Raw genomic sequence first — 16,083 nt, 5'->3', positions numbered from 1 at the left:
TGCATATGTATAGTATTAATAGGGGGTGAGAAATGGATAAAGCAAAGAAGATTGGTGGAAACTATATTTTGCATGAGATCAGAACCAAAAAGTAATTCATTATAGCGCTGGAGCTTGCGTGACATAGTACCACATCTCGGTGGCAGCCTGTATAAGGGCGTGTTGACGTAAAGCAGACGAGGAAGAGGTTTATCGAGACGATTCAGCGGATACCTCTCGGCTACTCTGCGGCCGCTAAACAGCGACAAAACTGTAAGGTAACTTGCAGGACAAAGCGACTGGGGCAGATTGACAGAATGATTTGAATTGTATTTGAAATTTAGGAGGAATTACCATATGTGTGGTATCGTTGGCTATATAGGCCCTGAACAGGCCTCAACATTTTTGATGGATGGGTTAAGTAAGCTGGAATATCGCGGTTATGATTCTGCAGGAATTGCTGTATATGATGGAACACAAATTCATGTAGAAAAAAGTGTAGGTCGCTTAGCGAATTTAGAAAAGAAATTAGAAAGCAACCAACTTATTGGCAACTTAGGTATTGGTCATACTCGCTGGGCAACTCATGGTCGTCCTTCTGATGTAAACTCCCATCCTCATACGGACTGCTCAGGAGATTTTGTTGTAGTGCATAATGGTATTATTGAAAACTACATGCACTTAAAAGAAAAACTTATTGAAAAAGGTCATATTTTTGTTTCAGAGACAGATACGGAAGTAGTAGCTCATCTAGTAGAAGAATACTACAAAGGTGACTTCGAAGCGGCAGTAAAGCAAGTATTATCGGAAATTGAAGGCTCCTATGCCTTAGTATTTATGACAAAACATGAGCCAGATAAAATTATCTGCACGAAACAAGACAATCCATTGGTCATTGGTTTAGGAGAAGGCGAGAATTTTATCGCATCTGACATTCCAGCCATCATTAATCGCACCCGTAGAACCTATATCTTAAGTGATGGAGAATTGGCTGTTGTTACCAAAGATTCTGTATGGGTTATGAATCGTCAAGGCGTGCCTATTACCAAAAAAGTATTTGAAGTGCATTGGGATGCAGAAGCTGCTGAAAAAGGCGGCTATGAACATTTCATGATCAAAGAAATCTATGAACAGCCAAGAGCCATTCGAGAAACCATGTCCAGTCGTTTAGCAAAAGATGATAGTCATATCATCTTGGATGAACTAAAATGGACCAAACAAGAAATGGCAGCGATCAAAAAAATAGTGGTTGTAGCTTGCGGCACTGCTTATAATGCTGGTCTTGTAGGCAAATATTATCTTGAATCCTTGTCTCGTATACCTGTAGAAGTAGACGTAGCTTCTGAATTCCGCTACCGTTCACCTCTAGTGGATGAAAATACCTTAGCGATTGTGGTGAGCCAATCCGGTGAAACACTAGACACTTTAGCCGCTTTGAAAGAAGCAAAACGTCTTGGAGCGAAAACACTGGCAATTACCAATGTCGTTGGTTCTTCGATTTCTCGGGAAGCGGATCAAGTCATCTATACTTGGGCAGGTCCAGAAATTGCGGTAGCTTCAACAAAAGCATATACGACCCAACTGGTTCTCATGAGCATGTTGGCGATTTATATTGCAGGACTCCGTGATACCATTTCAGCAGAACGCAGTCGTGAGCTAATCTCTGGTTTGCGTAATCTGCCAGCCCAATTGCATGAAATATTAGAAGATGTGGAATCCATTAAGACCTTTGCTCAAAAATATGGTTTTAACGAAGATGTTTTCTTCATCGGTCGTTCTTTAGATTATGCTGTAGCCTTAGAAGGCGCATTGAAGCTGAAAGAAATTTCCTATATTCATGCAGAAGCCTATGCTGCTGGAGAATTAAAACATGGTACATTAGCTCTCATTATTGAAGGTGTACCCGTTATCGCTCTAGCTACGCAACATGATGTATACGAAAAAACACTCAGCAATATCAAAGAAGTCAAAGCTCGTGATGCCATTGTTATTGGTATCGCTCAGCAAGGTGATGAACAGATCAAAAAATATGTGGATCACACCATCTTCATCCCACAAGCTGATAAATTCTTAGCACCAATTCTCGCTGTTCTTCCCCTCCAATTATTGGCCTACTACGCTGCCGTTACCCGCGGCTGCGACGTAGATAAACCAAGAAACTTGGCGAAGTCAGTAACGGTAGAATAATAAAGTTATTGAATAACGGGGAGTGATTTCACTCCCCGTTATTTGTGATATTTTACTTTTGAATACGGAGCATACGCCTTATTCATTTTGAACGTATCGATCCTGATCTACGACACAGCGGGCAAAATGTACTGAATCAGATGTCAGGACGTTTCAGCAGCCGACGTCCTTTAACAAAACGTGCTTAATAATCCACGCAACAACATAAGAGAGCGTATTGTGAAGTTTTTTAAAAAAGACTTCAAATAAAGCAAACACTATGTTTTATGGGGGAGGAACGTAATGATAAAGACGAATTTGATGATTCAAGGTATTCCTGCAATTTTGTGGGGAGAGCCATCGGCTAAACTATTTATTGCTGTTCACGGAAACATGTCCAGTAAGGATGGTAAAACGCGATTGTAGTCTTTGTAGAAGAAGCAACTGCCAAAAGATATCAGGTGCTGAGTTTTGACTTACCTGAACACGGAGACCGTAAAGATGAAGATTATGCTTGCAAAGTTCAAAACTGTGTTAGAGACCTTACTACTATCATGGATTATGCACGAACTATTTCAAATAATATAAGCTTGTTTGCTTGTAGCATGGGGGCATATTTCAGCTTACTTACATACCGGGATTTGCCAATCGAACAATGTCTGTTTCTTTCGCCTGTATTAAACATGGAGCGCATCATAAATAATATGATGTTATGGTTCAATGTAGGTGAGGAAAGATTAAAAGTCGAAAAAGAAATTGAAACGCCAATAGGACAAACACTCTACTGGGATTATTATTGCTATGTAAAATCCAATCCTATCGACACATGGGATAAGCCAACTGCGATTCTCTATGGTTCAGATGACAATCTTTCTGAGTTTGATGTAGTCTCAGATTTTGTTGAACGTTATCATTGCAAATTGCATGTGTTGGAACATGGGGAACATTATTTCCATACGGACGAACAATTGAGATATTTTAGACAGTGGCTGGGAGATACTATTTTTCAAGTCAAGCCCTGTCCTCGTGCTTTTTACCGCTGTGAGAAATAGATGAGCCAAGGAACTTGACGAAGTCCATAGCAGTAGAATAGTAATAAAATTATGAACCGCTCCTGTCCTCAGAACATCTGAGGGTAGGGGCGGTTTTGGTGCGTATGGGGGATGGCTTTACTCTGTCGCAAGATTCTTACTGTTTACATAGAATATTATAAAGGTTACTATCTAAAAAGTAAGGGAGGCTTTATCTCAATGAGTAAACACTGTATACACGATCAGGAACAAGTTTGTGAGGTAGTTGAAGGTCTAAACATATATTTAGCAAATCTCAATATACTATTTGTGAAACTCCATAACATGCATTGGAATGTGGTAGGCATAGGTTTTTTTGACTTACATGAACAAACACAAATACTCTATGAAGTAATTGCAGATAAATTTGATGCTGTTGCTGAAAGGATTAAAATGTTAGGTTATCAACCTCTAGCTTCAACACAAGATTATCTTGAAGTTGCCACAATACAGGAACTTCCCAATAGAAATTTAAGTTCTCAAAGAGTAGCTGAAATAATAATAGATGACTTTTGTTGTATGGTGAGCTTACTAAAAAAAATTAAAAATATGACTAAAGACGCCAATGATGATTGCGGACTATTAGGTGAGGGCATTTGTTTTTTTGAAAAATATATCTGGTTCTTTAATGCTTATTTAACAAGATGTTAATAGTTTGGTTAGCGAAGGTATTGTTCTCAGATAAAATAGGTAATTCGCCACAATAAAGGCTTAAAAGTAAATTCACAAAGTCTAAGGAGTAATTTTTAGGATAGGACACTGTCATGGTATCTGAAAAACTGGCACATACCCCGCCAGCGGTCTGTCCTCTTATTCGTACGTTCTGATTGATGGGCTGTAGTGAGATTCTTGTAAAATTTCTATTTTCTGAAAAATGTTGTTACTAGGGAGCTGATAGGGTTTGTTTAAGAAAATCCTGTTAGCCATAGATGGTTCTATGCATGCTCACCTTGCTGCGGAAAAGACGGTTGAGTTTGCATTGCAGTTGGGAAATGTATCTGTCACAATTTTTCACGTCACTCTAAAAATTCCATCAAAGAACAGTTTAATTCAAGCCAATTTTGACATTCAATCACTCCTTGAGAAAGAGGCACGCCTGGCCATAATACAAACAGAACGTCTTTTTAAGCAAGAGAAAATTCCGTATAATTTAGCAGTTGGCCTTGGTGATCCAGCGGAGGAAATCGTTAAGAAGGCTATGATCTGCTGAGTGTTGGAAGTAGAGGACTAAATAAAATGCAAGAATTCGTTATAGGAAGTGTGAGTAAAAAAATCGTTCATGCAGTTAAGTGCCCCGTCATGATCATCAAATAAAAATTCACTACCCCAGATAATGGAGTAGTGAATTTTCATTATTAGTGTCCGTTTGGTTCATAGAGCCCGATTCTTTCCACAAGCATTTCGCTTTCTTCATTCAGACCAATAATGGTTATTTTTTTGTCTAGTTGCTGGTATTTGAGAATCACTTTTGCAATGGCATTTACAGCGGAATGATCCCATACATGTGAATTAGCAAAGTCAATGATAACTACGTTGGGATCCTCATTGTAAGTAAACTGGCTGGCAAAATCAGAGGTAGTACCAAAGAACATCTGACCAAAGACCGTATAACATTTACTACCGTTTACCTGTATAGAAGAAGCAGTGCGAAGCTCCGCTATTTTCCATGCAAAGATCAAAGCACTTAACAACACTCCCGCCATGACACCTTTCGAAAGATCATGAGTCGTGACAACAATTGCTACGGTAGTAAGCATGACGATTACATCCCCAGTGGGGATTTTTTTTATATTCTGCAAAGAACTCCAGTCAAATGTGCCTATGGAGACCATGATCATTACCCCGACGAGGGCAGCCATGGGAATTTGTTTTACCACATTACCCAAGACAATAATTAAGAATAGCAAGAAAATGCCGGCTACGAAGGTGGATAGGCGTGTACGACCGCCGGACTTTACATTAATGACCGATTGACCAATCATCGCACAACCTGCCATGCCGCCAAAAAAACCTGCAATGACATTCGCAAAACCTTGTCCGCGAATTTCTTTATTCTTATTGCTTTTGGTATCTGTCATTTCATCAACGATCGTTGCTGTTAGCAGCGATTCTAAGATACCTACAAGAGCAAGGGACAGGGAATAGGGAAAAATAATTAAGAGAGTATCCATACTAAACAATACTTGAGGTAAATGAAAGATGGGGAGGGAATTTGTAAGGGTCCCCATGTCCCCGACAGTATTCACATGTAGTCCTAAGCCAATCGTAGTCATGGATACAATAATAATTGCTACTAATGCAGAGGGAACAGCTTTCGTAATCAATGGTAAAAGATAAATGATAGCCAGTGTAAAGGCTACTAGTGCATACATGATCCAGCTTTGTCCAATAAAATGGGGTAATTGCGCTAAAAAAATCAGTATGGCTAGGGAGTTAACGAATCCTGTCATTACGGAATGGGGTACAAAGGTGATGAAGCGTCCCAGTTTTAGAATGCCCATGGCATATTGTAAAATTCCCGCCAATATGGTTGCGGCAAATAAGTATTCTACGCCGTGATCTTTAACCAACGTCACCATAAGTAGCGCCATAGCGCCTGTAGCGGCAGAAATCATACCTGGTCTTCCGCCAACAATGGAAATGACAACCGCGATGCAAAAAGAAGCATAGAGACCAGTCATGGGGCTTACCCCAGCAATAATAGAAAATGCAATGGCTTCAGGAATCAAGGCAAAGGCTACCGTTATGCCTGCCAGAATATCCATGTGAGTGTTGGAAAACCAAGATTTATTTAGTTGTAGTTTCAATGAAAATAGTCCTCCTGTTTTTGTTTTAAATATACCTAGTGACTTTCCACTTTCAGAAAAGACGATTTCCGATATTTCAATAGAGATTATTATATATATATTGTTTACAGAATACAATTTAATAGTTTTTTCTGAAAGAAGTAGAATAATGAGAATTCTAGTGGAGTGCAGTTGTCAATGGTCTCTTGCATTTATGGTCCTATAATCAATGCTGTGATTTCTGTAGATAAAAATAAAAAGATAGCCTGAATGATTATTAAAAAAGCCGGGTGATTCCGTTTTTTTACTCCTCATTGGACCGGAGCCAGACGTCCCGCCGACTGCCCTCCTCCATTTCGCTACAAATCTTGTCGTCGACTGTACGTAATAGAGAGGTTCATAATGAGATTGTACAGCGCTGTCGGGAATAGGGCTGTACACAATTATCTTAACATACATGAATGGAAGATTGCATATCATCATATCACAAAGGATGGCACAAATAATGATTGAGGTGGCAGTGATGGATGTAGTCGAAATATTAAAAGCGCTGGGTGATGGGACTCGGCTGCGGATTTTGCACTTATTGTACAAGGAAACCTTATGCGTCGGTCATTTGTAAGCGGTGTTGAATCTCAGTCAACCCAATGCTTCACGGCATCTGATTAAGCTTAAATATGCCAAGTTGATTACCAGTGAGAAGCAAGCCCAGTGGGTTTATTATAGGGTGGATAAAACCAGCCTAGAACGGTATCCTTTTGTACAGGAGTTGTTAGCAAAGGAACCGGAGCAGCAGCCCCATTGTCAAAAAGACTTTGCGCGGCTACAGAAATACCGAGGGCAGGGCGGCTGTTGTGAGACAAAGGTGAAAATAAAGGACGTTGCAACGATTATATGATTGAAATTAAACATGATGCAGTTCTGATTATCACTGCTGTTCAGAAATTTAGGTAGAAGGAGGATTTTATATCTGTCTTCTACCGTTTTTATAGAAGAATCAAATTTTGGCAGACTTTATTTTCAGCATTACTTGCAATTTGCAAGTAATGCTGGTAAAATGAGGGCGAGGTGATAAGAATGGAGATGGAACAAATCCGAGAAACATTTCATGTGATGACGAGACGGCTGGGGTTAATCGATAAATGCGGCTGTAAAGTCAGTGAAACCGATCTATCAGTGATTCAGAGTCATATTCTGTATGAGATTAATAAAAGGCGACATCCCTCTATGCAGGAAGTCGCCGATGCGCTAGGCATGGATATCACAACATTTAGCAGGCAAGTCCAAACACTGGTGAAGCTGGAATTGGTGGAAAAAGTAGAGGATCCTCAGGATAGACGAGTATATATGCTTTCTTTGTCAGAGCTAGGGGCCCGCGTTGTGATAGAAATCAGTGAGCAAATGAATAGCTATTTCCAGGAAGTATTTTCGGGTATGACAGAATTTGAGAAAGAGACCGTTATTCGCTCCATTCAATTGCTGAATCGAAGTTTGGCTCAATCCAGTGTGTGCTGTTCGCCAGTGCGGTGAATTTTTTTAAATATATATTTGCAAAATGCAAATAAAAAAGGAGGTGAAAAGAATGTATGATATTTTGAAAACTTTTGCTACCCTTATTTTTGAATTGTCCGTATTGTTTGTAGGAATTAGTTTTCTAATTAATTTACTCCAAATCTGGATTCCCTATGACAAAATTAATACGTGGCTTTCTGGAAAAAACTCTTTTGTTGGTGCATTGGGTGCGATTGTATTTGCTTTTGTGACCCCTTTTTGCTCTTGCTCTACCATTCCGATCATTGTAAATTTATTAAATAAAAAAGTTCGCTTCGGTATCGTCATGATCTTTTTATTTTCCTCACCCATTTTAGATCCGACGATCCTGACACTCATGGTATTTTCATTAGGATGGAAAGTAGCTATGGTTTATACACTAATCACCTCGGTGTTATCCATCATTATCGGCTTTGCTCTTGAAAAGATGGGTTTTGAAGGAGCAGTGAAGGATGTTGTTGTGCAAGACCTCGATGCAGCTCCAGCGAGCTTTAGTGTTGCTGGGGCGTGGAAAGAAACGATTGAGCTTATAAAATCAGTATATCCTTATTTATTGTTTGGTGCAGCAATCGGAGCTTTTATTCACGAAGTTGTACCAACGAAATGGATCTCCCATTACTTGGGAGGCGACTCCTGGTGGCTTATTCCCTTGGCGGCTATTGTTGGCATTCCATTGTATATCCGTCTTTCTGCTATGATCCCTGTATCCCAAATTCTTATCGCCAAAGGGATGAGCGCGGGAGCTGTTATGGCGCTCGTTATCAGTTCTGCAGGGGCGAGTTTGCCAGAAATTGTATTGTTGAACTCTATTTTTCAAAAAAGGCTGGTAGTGGCTTTTATTGTCTCGGTAGTTTTAATGTCAACTATTTCAGGATTTTTGTTTTACTTTTTATAAGCAGAACATTGCTTACACTATAATAGTAAAATTAAATGAGAGGGGATAAATATATGGGGTGCAATAATGGGGAAGAAACTTCAACCCGGATACTCTATACTTGTTCTGGGTGCTGTACCGAGGGAGCGGTAAGTGATCAGGTCGGACGTAATTTACGGGCGGTAGGTTATGCACGTTGCGGAACGAGTTGTTTGGCCGGTATCGGTGCAGGGTATCCGCGTTTTTTAAAAGCAGCCGCGGAGGCTACCGAAGTAATCGCCATTGACGGATGCAAAATGGCCTGCGCAAAGATGCTGTTGAAAAAGGCTAATATTACAGCAACGTCGTATGTACTTATGGACATGGGATTTTCAGAGGATCAAGATCAGGAAGTTTTTATCACAAGTGTTTGCCAGCGGATCATGGCACAATAGTGGAATTAGTTATTTGATAAATGGAACCGTATTGTAAAAGGTTACCCTTTGGCAGTGCGGTTTTATTATTTTATACAGTTACTGTTGTAGGAGAGTCGCGCCGTCAAAAGGAGCAGTCGCAATGGTGGGTTATTAATTCAAGTTTACTCATGACGAATACTCAAAGTCCATTATTATTATCTTAATAACCCAGGATCAATACCATCAATACCAAATTTCAAATCTGCAAGGCAACTCTTTTATTGAAGCTATATTTCCTTATTTAGAAAAGTTAAAAGAAACAGATTTATATATTATCCTGAATATCATGAAACAGAACGACAATTGTCGAAGTATGTAAGAATTCATTGTATTAAACGTCTAGAAAGTTTAGGTGAGCCTATGGATTTCCATTCTGTTATTCAAAACAATTGTACATGAATTAATATTAAAAAGTTATGAATGTCGAAACCCATTGTCACATTCTTTTGTGGTACGACTATGTTTCGCAAGATTCCTGTGATTGTGGTGGATTTCAACTGCATTGAAAGGATTTATTGCGCAGCAAGTGTTTAGTGAAAAATTATTACTTTTATAAGAGGTAGAAGGAAAATTATATTGTTCCTTCTATTTTTATCATTTTTTGCAAAGAGCACGGTAGAATACTGGTTCGTAGGCTTTAATTATAGGCACTATCCTCAGAACGTTTGAGGGTAGGGACGGTTTTTGTATTTGAAGATTGAGAGTCATATTCTTTTTTGTACAGTAATTATATTTCTAGTTGCGTTTTAAATACAATGACTGCAGTACCACCTATCTGAACCTGTGTTGGTTCACCATTTTCAATTTTTACCTTAACATCTACTGTTCCAACACGTCCAATAGCCTCTCCCTGAATCCCCGTGAATGAAAACAAGGAGTTGTTATATTCAACTAATCCGTGCTTAACGAGATAGGCTCCAAGTGGGCCGATGGCATTTCCCGTTACGGGATCTTCGGAAATACCAATAGCTGGTGCAAACATTCTGCCGTGGGTTAAAATAGTACTGGGGCGGGAGGCAAAAGTAAAGACATAATAGCCATTACAGCCAATGGATTTACTTAAGTTACTTAACATACTCATGTTAGGAGATAAACTATGAAGCTTTGCTATAGATTTAATCCCAATCATTACTTTTGAGTGTCCTGTAGAAACTATCTGAATTGGGCAGTATTCGTCTATTTCTTCTTCTGTTAGACCGAGAGATGATAATAAGAGTTCACGGTCTTTAGTGAAAAGGGGTTCAGAAAATTCGATAGACCCTTGGGTCATCCATATTGTATAATCGTTATTTTTAACAATATCGATGGGTAAAATACCAATCCCTATTTTTTGCATGACCCTTTCCGATCCGAGTTGATTTTCTATCGAGCGCGCGTAATGAGCTGCAATGGTGGCGTGTCCACACGACGGTACTTCAGTAGTTGGCGTAAAATATCTAAGTTTCACATCGTGACTTATATCATCGGGTGGAAAAATGAAAACCGTCTCAGAATTATTAAGTTCTCGTGCGATACGCTGCATAGCAAGTTCGGATAATCCTTGTGCATTTGTGACTACGCCAGCAGGATTGCCGCTGAATTTTTCAGATGTAAACGCATCAATTTGATAGACTGTATATGTTTTCATCAAGTATGCCTCCTCAAACTAAATTTTACCTTTCTTACTTATTATAGTAGTGGTAAACTGGATAAGTAAAATACAATTTATGAATGTAAGTATCTGACAGGTGAATTATTCCAAAGTTGGAACAAGGGAGATAGATGGATGAACATAGACTTGCATAGTTTACTGCTATTTACAATAGCATCTTTTATTTTGGTGATCATGCCTGGACCAAACACGTTATATGTCATTACCCGTGGGGTAACGCAGGGGAAGAGAGCTGCCCTAATTTCAGCCTTTGGTGCAAGCCTAGGACAGCTTTTATATGCAATATCTACTGCATTAGGATTGGTTGTTATTCTTCAACAGTCGGCAGCTGCATATAGTATAATCAAAATAGTTGGTGCCTTATATATATTATACATTGGGGTTAAAACCATCAGAAGCAATGAGAATAGTGTTGATTATACTGAACTGCCGAAAGAGGAGCTAGCGAGAAATTTGTTTCTTAAGGGATTTATTACTGCGGCGCTAAACCCTAAGACTGCAATATTCTTCGTGAGCTTTCTCCCGCAGTTCGTAGATGCCGGCAGTGAATCTGCGGCTTTAATGATGCTAATGTATGGTTTTATATATTTCTTACTTGGCTTATTGGTGCTCGTTTTTTATGCAAGAACCTCTGGCTTTATAAGACATTGGCTTATGGCCAAACCAGTGTTAGAGCGATATTTCCGCTGGATAACCGGCACTATATTCATAGGATTAGGAGTTAAATTGATGGTGCCAGAGAATAAATAACCTTTAAGGTTCACTCTATACCTGTGAAAAGAGAAACCGTAAAATAAGTGTCTTTTTAGATAAAAGATTTGATTAATATTTAAATGTAGCCTACAACCCTATACGGAGGTTTAAATGTCTATTTTCTTTATTCAATTAAATGACTGGTTATCCAAAAACATGTTCATTGTAGTGCTTTCTGGACTATTCTTAGGCTTTTTCGTTACGATTACTGATTCCCCGACTCTACGGCAAATTGTAGTGATTTTATTCGCTTACATGACCTTTATCACCGCATTAGGTACAAGTTTTAAGGAATTCACTACCGTGCTAAAGAAGCCCTGGATTCCTATCTGGGTGCTGATTTTAGTTCATTTTGTTACACCTTTGACAGCTTGGGCTGTTGGCATGATCTTCTACCCCAATGATCCTGACATTCGCCTGGGCTATCTAATCGGTTCTTCCATTCCAATTGGGGTTACATCCATCATCTGGACTTCATTAATCAAAGGTGATTTGGGCATATCTTTTGTAGCAGTAACATTGGATACTTTTATTGTACCTACCGTATTACCGCTATTTTTCCATCTTGTTGTTGGTCAAACCATCAACATTAGCTATAGTAAAATGGTTATCGACCTTATGCTCATGGTTACAGTACCTAGTATCATCGGTATGCTCCTGCATGATTGGACAAAGGGGAAGAGTGTTAATTTCGCTAACAGCATTGGGGGTGCCACATCAAAAGGAGCACTTTTTCTGGTCATCCTAATTAATTCAGCAGTCGTAATGCCACAAATTAATTGGGACATCTCCATACTAAAAACATTGCTCGTTACCTTATTTGTTGTATCAGCAAGCTTCTTTGTCGGTTACCTGGGATCATTTGCATTAAAAGAACGAACGCAGAGCATTATACTAACGATGATTTTTAATGTGGGCATCCGTAATAACGCTTGTGGACTCGTCATTGCACTCACCTATTTTCCGCCAAGGGTTGCAGTTCCTATGACACTGGCTATTTTGTATCAGCAGCCACTCGCAACAATTGTATCTCATTTATATAAACGTCTTCAAACAGCATAAAAGCCAATTCCCTTTACGGTAAGGGAATTGGCTTTTTGAAATTAAACTTGTGTTAAGGGTATTGGAATTGCTAGATGGGTTATTCTGCCTGTAAGACATTTAAAGGGATAGGCTGATTGGCGTGGAATTAGTGGATAGCACTTTTAAAATTGGATACACTTTAAAGGTTTAAACTTGGGCAGAAAGTGAGGTGCCAGCTTACGTGACAACGGATGTAGTTCGCATATCAGTAAAAAACTTAGTTGAGTATACCTTGCGTTCAGGTGATATTGATACTCGCTTTGTGGGAACTAGCAGAGCGGTAGAAGGAACCCGAATACACCAAAAGCTTCAAAAGGCTGGTGGCGACAAGTATTTGGCAGAAGCCCAATTGAAATATGAAATGAATTACAAAGAGTTCTTATTCCTTGTAGAAGGCCGTGCGGACGGGATCATTATCGAGGATCCGCAGGTGGTGATCGATGAAATCAAAACAACGGCTGTTCCTTTGGAACGGATCGATGAGAACTTTAATCCCCTGCATTGGGCGCAGGCGAAATGCTATGGACTGATTTATGGTGAGCAAAATGATGTAGAGCAGCTGGAAATTCAACTCACGTATTACAATATTGATACGGATGAAATAAAAAGAATAAGAGAAACCGTTACACTGCAGGAACTGCAAACATTCTTTTGCGGCTTGCTGGATATCTATTTAGTTTGGGCTAAACATCTCAAGGAATGGAATGAGATGCGGGATTCATCCATAAAAAAGCTGAATTTTCCTTTTGCAACGTACCGCCAAGGACAGCGTGAATTAGCGGTTTCGGTATATAAAATCATTTCCGATAACAAAAAACTGTTTGTACAAGCACCCACCGGGATTGGGAAAACCATTTCTACCTTGTTTCCTGCCGTCAAGGCTATGGGAGAGAATAAAACGAGCAAGATTTTTTATTTGACGGCCAAAACCATTACTCGTCAAGTGGCTGAGGAAGCAGTGAACGCCATGCGGGAATGTGGTTTGGACTTTAAATCCATTACGATCACTGCGAAAGATAAAATCTGTTTTCAGGAAAAGGCCATCTGCAATCCGGATCATTGCAAATATGCCAAAGGGCATTTTGATCGAGTCAATGATGCCATTATGGATATATTTTTGAAGGAGAGGGCATTTACACGGGAAGTGATAGAAGCCTATTCCCGAGAGCATATGGTGTGTCCATTTGAGCTTTCCTTAGACTTATCCATGTGGGCCGACTGCATTATTTGTGATTACAATTATGTTTTTGATCCCAGAGTGTATTTAAAACGATTTTTTCAGACGAGCCAGGGTGACTATACGTTTTTAATTGATGAAGCGCATAATTTGGTGGATCGAGCAAGAGAGATGTTTTCCGCAGAACTAACAAAAAGCTCTTTCTTGAAGGTGAAGAACCTCTTTAAAGGCCATAGTATTGGCAAGACCCTGGGTAAAATCAATACGGTTATGCTGGGAATGCGAAAGGAGTGCAGTGAAGAGGGGTATTATACACAATTGCAGCAACCGGAGGAAATCTATCCCCTGCTTTGGACCTTTGTTAACAAAGCGCCTGCTTTATTAACTGACAATCATAAAACAGAGGGTTATGATGCATTGTTGGAACTCTATTTTAATGTACTCATATTTTTGAAAATGGTAGAGCTCTATGATGATCACTATATTACGTACGTAGAAAAATCTTCATCAGAGGTTACTCTGAAACTGTTTTGTCTTGACCCATCCAAGTTGTTGGGCGAAGCAGTCAAGAGAGGCAAGTCCAGCGTATTTTTCTCAGCAACCCTGGCTCCGTTGGATTATTTCTGCGAAATATTGGGTGGGGAGACGGTGGATGCAAAAATTGCGTTCCCATCGCCCTTTAAGACCGAGAATTTATGCTTACTGGTAGCTGACCAAATATCTACAAAGTTCAAAGATCGCGAGAGCAGTTATGGTGAAATTGCTCACTATATTCATTTAGTGATCCAGCAGAAAACCGGGAATTATCTCATTTTTTTCCCATCTTACCACTATATGCAGGAAGTCCATCATGTCTTTGCGGAATTGTACCCTGACACCGAAACAATGATACAGACCAATGTCATGTCGGAAGAAGAGCGGGAAAGTTTCTTAGATCGGTTCCAGCCAAATCGTAATCGTATGTTAGCTGGCTTCTGTGTGTTAGGGGGGATTTTTTCCGAAGGCATTGACCTCAAAGGGGATAAACTGTTGGGGACTGTTATTATAGGAGTGGGACTTCCCCAGATCTGTATAGAGCGCAACCTTATCATGGAGCATTTTAAAAAGAAAAATGAACTGGGATATGAATATGCGTATATGTATCCCGGTATGAATAAAGTGCTGCAAGCAGCTGGGCGGGTAATTCGTTCGGAAGAAGATAAAGGCGTAGTTCTTTTGATTGATGCAAGATTTTCCAGCTATTATTACAAAAAGCTATTTCCAGCACACTGGCGTTATCCTAAGGAAGTACGAAACGGAAGTAAGCTGAATGCATTAATTCAGTCATTTTGGGATAAGTAAAGGATTCAAACTTCGAACAGTCCCCTAGAGTTGCGATATGTCATTCAGAAGTTTGATTGGAGAGTTCCTGCAAATGTTTTGATTGATATTTGCAGGAATTTTTGTGTTTATATGGTAATTTTATTCGCATAGAACGTAACAGAATTTGGTTTGAGAGAACCCGTCCCAGTGAGTTTCACGTGTGCTTTGGCAATGTTCATACCTTTGATGACATTCTTAAATTCCGTAAAACTTCCCGAAATAGTCAATCTTGCATACCTTTTTAATATACACTTTTTGTAAATTACAAGGCTCCCATATCTCTAGCGGTATAAATAGAAGGATATTTGGGGTGGAAATTTAGTTCGTTTTTAATACGCTCTGTATCTACTGTCAATTCCCATAGGTTAGACATAAGCCACCCATCTTTAGTAGGTACCTGCTTTGGTTCCCCGTGTAGCTTATATAATTCACCTATAGTAATAGGATTATCATCTCCAACGTTGTATATGCGACCGCCAACACTGGGTGTACTAGCAGCAAGCAGTAGTGCTTGACTGACATCTTCATGATGCACCATAGATTGTTGCTTTAACGGGTTCCAGTTAATCATATAAGGCAAAATCTCTTCAATGTGTGGATCACGATCACCGTAAACAAATGCTAGTCTCATAATACGAAGATCTAGTCCTTGTTCACGATATAATTTTAGTAAAGCTTCTTCGGCAGCAATTTTTGTTTTGGGATAGATCTCTTTAGCTGGGATAAGAATATCGTCTTCTCTGCATGGTCTGTTTACATTCATGTCACGATATACATTACTGGTGCTGGTAAAAACAAATCTTGTGACACCTGCTTCCAACGCTGCTTTTGCTAATGTAATCGTTGCATCCAGATTCACTGCTCGAGCTATTTCTTCACTAACACCACCGCGGAATTGAGCGGCTGTATGCACCACAGCATCAACACCCCGTATGGCTTCCGTGAGATTCTGATTGTCCAAAAGATCACCCAAGACTACTTCTGCCCCTTCTTCTTTCAACGCGGATGCGCGCTCAGCATTTCTTACAAGAATACGAATGGCATGGCCTTGCTTCAGTAAATATGGTACGAAACGACTTCCAACCTTGCCTGTTGCCCCTGTTACAAATATCTTCATAAATCAATCACTCCAATCTAGATAATTTTGTTTATCAGTTATTTTTATGTTATATTACT

The 16,083-nt window shown here is 39.6% G+C and carries 17 protein-coding genes; 14 read left to right on the top strand and 3 right to left on the bottom strand.

All coding sequences use genetic code 11. The annotated features are described in order from the left end of the window. Nucleotides 1-336: 336 nt before the first annotated feature. The 6 genes from glmS to FR7_RS24665 all read left to right on the top strand — a co-directional run bounded on the left by glmS (nt 337) and on the right by FR7_RS24665 (nt 4,529). Entirely contained in the window at nt 337-2,166 is a 1,830-nt protein-coding gene (gene glmS, locus FR7_RS18890) for a glutamine--fructose-6-phosphate transaminase (isomerizing) (protein ID WP_007937596.1), read from the top strand. A gap of 282 nt (nt 2,167-2,448) precedes the next feature. Next, nucleotides 2,449-2,571, top strand: coding sequence for a hypothetical protein (locus FR7_RS24490; protein ID WP_007937594.1), 123 nt, complete (start codon nt 2,449-2,451; stop codon nt 2,569-2,571). Nucleotides 2,572-2,606: 35 nt separating this feature from the next. Next, nucleotides 2,607-3,197: an alpha/beta hydrolase gene (locus FR7_RS18885; RefSeq protein WP_007937593.1), complete on the top strand. Its 591-nt coding sequence runs from the start codon at nt 2,607-2,609 to the stop codon at nt 3,195-3,197. Nucleotides 3,198-3,395: 198 nt separating this feature from the next. Then, on the top strand, nt 3,396-3,866 hold the full coding sequence (locus tag FR7_RS18880) for a Dps family protein (RefSeq protein ID WP_007937591.1): 471 nt from the start codon (nt 3,396-3,398) through the stop codon (nt 3,864-3,866). Between the two features lie 250 nt (nt 3,867-4,116). Continuing rightward, nucleotides 4,117-4,425 carry a universal stress protein gene (locus FR7_RS18875; RefSeq protein WP_007937589.1) on the top strand — a complete coding sequence of 103 codons (309 nt, stop codon included), beginning with the start codon at nt 4,117-4,119 and terminating at the stop codon, nt 4,423-4,425. A gap of 26 nt (nt 4,426-4,451) precedes the next feature. Continuing rightward, a complete protein-coding gene (locus tag FR7_RS24665) occupies nt 4,452-4,529 on the top strand; it encodes a universal stress protein (protein ID WP_081490011.1) in 78 nt (25 codons plus the stop codon). A gap of 41 nt (nt 4,530-4,570) precedes the next feature. On the opposite strand, the gene FR7_RS18870 is transcribed toward FR7_RS24665, so the two are convergent. After that, a complete protein-coding gene (locus FR7_RS18870) occupies nt 4,571-6,022 on the bottom strand; it encodes a SulP family inorganic anion transporter (RefSeq protein WP_007937588.1) in 1,452 nt (483 codons plus the stop codon). A 436-nt stretch (nt 6,023-6,458) separates the two neighbouring features. Between FR7_RS18870 and FR7_RS24280 the strand changes: the two genes are divergently transcribed. From FR7_RS24280 to FR7_RS18850, 5 genes are all read left to right on the top strand, one after another. Next, nucleotides 6,459-6,623 (top strand): hypothetical protein, encoded by a 165-nt coding sequence (locus tag FR7_RS24280; RefSeq protein WP_237715587.1) that lies wholly within the window; start codon nt 6,459-6,461, stop codon nt 6,621-6,623. 6 nt (nt 6,624-6,629) lie between these two features. Beyond that, nucleotides 6,630-6,899 (top strand): ArsR/SmtB family transcription factor, encoded by a 270-nt coding sequence (locus FR7_RS18865; RefSeq protein ID WP_082918272.1) that lies wholly within the window; start codon nt 6,630-6,632, stop codon nt 6,897-6,899. 179 nt (nt 6,900-7,078) lie between these two features. After that, nucleotides 7,079-7,531 carry a MarR family winged helix-turn-helix transcriptional regulator gene (locus FR7_RS18860; protein WP_007937586.1) on the top strand — a complete coding sequence of 151 codons (453 nt, stop codon included), beginning with the start codon at nt 7,079-7,081 and terminating at the stop codon, nt 7,529-7,531. Between the two features lie 52 nt (nt 7,532-7,583). Continuing rightward, complete coding sequence (locus FR7_RS18855) at nt 7,584-8,447, top strand: permease (RefSeq protein WP_007937585.1); 864 nt, start codon at nt 7,584-7,586, stop codon at nt 8,445-8,447. Nucleotides 8,448-8,500: 53 nt separating this feature from the next. After that, nucleotides 8,501-8,860: a putative zinc-binding protein gene (locus tag FR7_RS18850; protein WP_007937584.1), complete on the top strand. Its 360-nt coding sequence runs from the start codon at nt 8,501-8,503 to the stop codon at nt 8,858-8,860. A gap of 748 nt (nt 8,861-9,608) precedes the next feature. On the opposite strand, the gene FR7_RS18845 is transcribed toward FR7_RS18850, so the two are convergent. Beyond that, entirely contained in the window at nt 9,609-10,508 is a 900-nt protein-coding gene (locus FR7_RS18845) for a PhzF family isomerase (RefSeq protein WP_007937583.1), read from the bottom strand. Nucleotides 10,509-10,646: 138 nt separating this feature from the next. On the opposite strand from FR7_RS18845, the gene FR7_RS18840 reads away from it, so the two are divergent. The 3 genes from FR7_RS18840 (at nt 10,647) to FR7_RS18830 (ending at nt 14,886) form a co-directional block, all read left to right on the top strand. Next, a complete protein-coding gene (locus FR7_RS18840; protein WP_007937582.1) occupies nt 10,647-11,282 on the top strand; it encodes a LysE family translocator in 636 nt (211 codons plus the stop codon). Nucleotides 11,283-11,396: 114 nt separating this feature from the next. Then, nucleotides 11,397-12,347, top strand: a complete 951-nt coding sequence (locus FR7_RS18835; RefSeq protein WP_007937580.1) for a bile acid:sodium symporter family protein — start codon at nt 11,397-11,399, stop codon at nt 12,345-12,347. A 202-nt stretch (nt 12,348-12,549) separates the two neighbouring features. After that, nucleotides 12,550-14,886 carry an ATP-dependent DNA helicase gene (locus FR7_RS18830; RefSeq protein ID WP_007937579.1) on the top strand — a complete coding sequence of 779 codons (2,337 nt, stop codon included), beginning with the start codon at nt 12,550-12,552 and terminating at the stop codon, nt 14,884-14,886. Between the two features lie 283 nt (nt 14,887-15,169). Here FR7_RS18830 and FR7_RS18825 read toward each other — a convergent pair whose 3' ends face one another. Beyond that, nucleotides 15,170-16,024 (bottom strand): NAD-dependent epimerase/dehydratase family protein, encoded by an 855-nt coding sequence (locus tag FR7_RS18825; protein WP_007937578.1) that lies wholly within the window; start codon nt 16,022-16,024, stop codon nt 15,170-15,172. Nucleotides 16,025-16,083 lie beyond the last annotated feature (59 nt).

Origin of the sequence: Pelosinus fermentans DSM 17108, assembly GCF_000271485.2 — a bacterium.
In the GTDB taxonomy this organism is placed as follows: domain Bacteria; phylum Bacillota; class Negativicutes; order DSM-13327; family DSM-13327; genus Pelosinus; species Pelosinus fermentans.
Note: the sequence above shows the minus strand (reverse complement) of the source record. Positions and strands in the feature narration are given on the sequence as shown.